2 protein-coding genes are annotated in these 2710 nt (G+C 70.7%); one reads left to right on the top strand and one right to left on the bottom strand.

The window, feature by feature from the left end; genetic code table 11:
* Positions 1-298: 298 nt before the first annotated feature.
* Positions 299-1528 carry a hypothetical protein gene (locus ABZW30_RS46775; RefSeq protein ID WP_355677458.1) on the top strand — a complete coding sequence of 410 codons (1230 nt, stop codon included), beginning with the start codon at positions 299-301 and terminating at the stop codon, positions 1526-1528.
* A gap of 188 nt (positions 1529-1716) precedes the next feature.
* Here ABZW30_RS46775 and ABZW30_RS46770 read toward each other — a convergent pair whose 3' ends face one another.
* Entirely contained in the window at positions 1717-2508 is a 792-nt protein-coding gene (locus ABZW30_RS46770) for an alpha/beta fold hydrolase (protein WP_355677457.1), read from the bottom strand.
* Positions 2509-2710 lie beyond the last annotated feature (202 nt).

Below are 2710 nucleotides of genomic sequence, written 5' to 3'. Positions count from 1 at the left end.
CCCCACAACCCTAAAAAACACATTCAAAACAACCAACAACCACAAACCCCCTAAAACCCCATCACACATAATAAACCCCATCTTCTTGGAGTGGGAAGTCGGCGGGTCCGACTTCCCACTCCTCTCGTTTTTCACGCTCCTGCTCGAACAACAGGGCTGCCCAGGATGGCGGCCAGGGTCCTCAACCGGCCGGGCCGGAGTACCTCGCGTAACACAACGCCCGGTTCGCCTCATCTCCCTCTGTGGCGGGCCGATCGACGGTCTGCCGGCTCCGAAGTGATACGAGGGGGACCGAACGATGAAGCGAATACTGCGCCGGGCGGCAGTGGGACTGGCGGTTGCCGCAGTGACGGCGCTGGCGGCCCCGCCCGCCCTGGCCGCGGACGGCCCGGACGCGCCGAACGCGCCCGAGGCGGTCGTCGCCGGCGGATTCACTCCAGGCAAACTTCCCGTGTCGGGGGCGGTGTTGAGTTCCGGAGTGCAGCTGGACAACCACACCACGTGGGCCACGGGTTACCAGGTCGCCGTAACCGGGCCGCACGTGCGCTTCACGCCCGTGGTCGTGAGTCACGACGACCGCCGGGGTAAGCAGTGGACCGAACTTCCTTCCCCCGTACCGGACTTCACAATGCGGGCCAACACGATCGCCGGCAGCTCGACGCACGACGCCTGGGTGTTCGGCGACCGCGAGCCCACCACCGGTCGGATCCTCGCCGAGCACTGGGACGGTGCCGCCTGGGCATCCACCCCGATCGAACCGCCGCCCGGCGAGCTCTACGACCTCAACCTTTTGGGGTCCTCGGCGCCGCGCCCCGACAGCGCATGGACCGTCGGCACCGCGAGCATCGTCACCGGCCGCACCCCCGGCCCCCACGGCGGCACGATCGTCAACACCCGCACCACCGGGCTGATCGAGCACTGGGACGGCACCGCCTGGCACCGCATGAGCGCCGACGGGATCGACGGCGACTGGTGGCTCAACTCCGTCACCGAGATCGCCCGCGACGACGTCTGGGCGGTGGGCAACACCGCCGCCCCCGACGACAAGCCGGTGCTCCTGCACTACGACGGCCGGGCCTGGAGCCGCGTCGCCGCCCCCGCGTTCACCGGCCTGGCCGGCGAGTACCAGAGCGTCGCCGCGCACGGGCCGAAGGACGTCTGGGTCGTCGGTCGTACCATCCTCGCCGACAAGGACCGCGGCCACCCGCTGGTCGCCCACTTCGACGGCCGCACCTGGACGACCGTCCCGGCCCCCGAAGGCGTCGCGGGCAAGCTGTGGTCGGTCACCGCCGTCCCCGGCGGCATGGCCACCGTCGGCTGGGACCCGAGCGGCCCTCAGGACCGCCCGATCGGCTTCCGCTACACCCACGGCCGCTGGCAGACCCTGGACCTCTCGGTGACCGGCTACGAGAACGTCTCCTACCTGGCCGTCGTCGTCGCCCCGGGCGACCGCCTCACCGCCCTGGGCGCCGGCAACACGCCCAAGTCCCAGGACTACCAGCCCCTGGCCCTCACCGGCCGAGGCTGAGCCCGAACGGCGACACCGGGCAACAGGGCCCGCCGCGCGTCCGGGAGCCGCTCACCCGGGAGTGCAGGAGGAGTGGGAAGTCGGCCCGTCCGATTTCCCACTCCTGTCGTTTCATCGCGCCCGCGCCCTGATCGGAGCGCCCTCACGAGACACCTGTGCGCGCGGCGAGTTCCCGTACACCGGGCGACTCACCGGGGCAGGAACCTGGCCACCCGGTCGCCCCAACCGCGCACGTCCGCCGAGTCGCTCGACACGTGCAGCTCAGCGCCGGGGAGGAGGTCGGCGAGCTGGTCGGCGGTGGACCTCGGGTGGCCGGGGTCGTCCGCGAGGGCCAGGATCAGGGCGGGCTGGGTGAGTTCGCCGAGCTTCTCGCGGGGCGGCAGGTCCGAGGCGGCCAGCCCCTGGAAGAGCGCGGGCAGCAGCTCGGGGCGTACACCAAGCTCCCGTGGCGGGTAAGCAAGGCCGGACAGCGACGGCGGAATCGGAGCGGCGGCAGCCGCCGCGGTGAACGCGTCGACGCCGTTCTCGGCCACCAGTTCCGCGGCCATGCGGTAGTTGGCAGCCTGCGCGGCCCGAGTCTCCCACGCGGTGGGTGGGATGACCAGCACGAACCGGTCGAACAGCGCCGGGTCGTTGACCGCTGCGTGCAGCACCGTGGCACAGCCCAGCGAGGCCCCCATCCCGGTCACCGGTCGCGTCCCGCCCCGGTGGCCGAGGAGTTCGACGAGGTCGGCGGCGAAGCGTTCGAAGCGGTAGTCCTCGGGATCCGGGCGGCCGGTGGAAGCGCCGTGCGCCCGGGCGTCGTAGCGGACGAACCGCCGGTCGGGAAGGCTCTTGACGGCCTCCCAGCCGAGCATGCCCAGCTCGTCCTCGGCCTTTCGACCGAGGAGGGCGCCGTGGGTGTAGACGGCCAGGGGGCCTTCGCCTCGGTCGTCGTAGTCGATCCGGGTGCCATCGTGAAGGGTGAAGTGCGTGATCACGGAAACCGGAGATCGGACGCTCTCATTCCGCGCGTCAACGGTCGAGAGGAGCCACAAGGGGAGGATCGCTGACGCTTCGCCAGGAGTCCTGTAACGGACACGGCAGAGGAGTGGGGTAGAGGGGGTGGGGGAGAACCAAAAAAAGCGGGTTTAGGTGGGGGGGGGGGGGGGGAAGAGGGTTGGGGGGGTGGGGTGGTTGGGG

The sequence above is a fragment of the Kitasatospora sp. NPDC004669 genome (genome assembly GCF_040609455.1).
Lineage (GTDB): Bacteria > Actinomycetota > Actinomycetes > Streptomycetales > Streptomycetaceae > Kitasatospora.
Note: the sequence above shows the minus strand (reverse complement) of the source record. Positions and strands in the feature narration are given on the sequence as shown.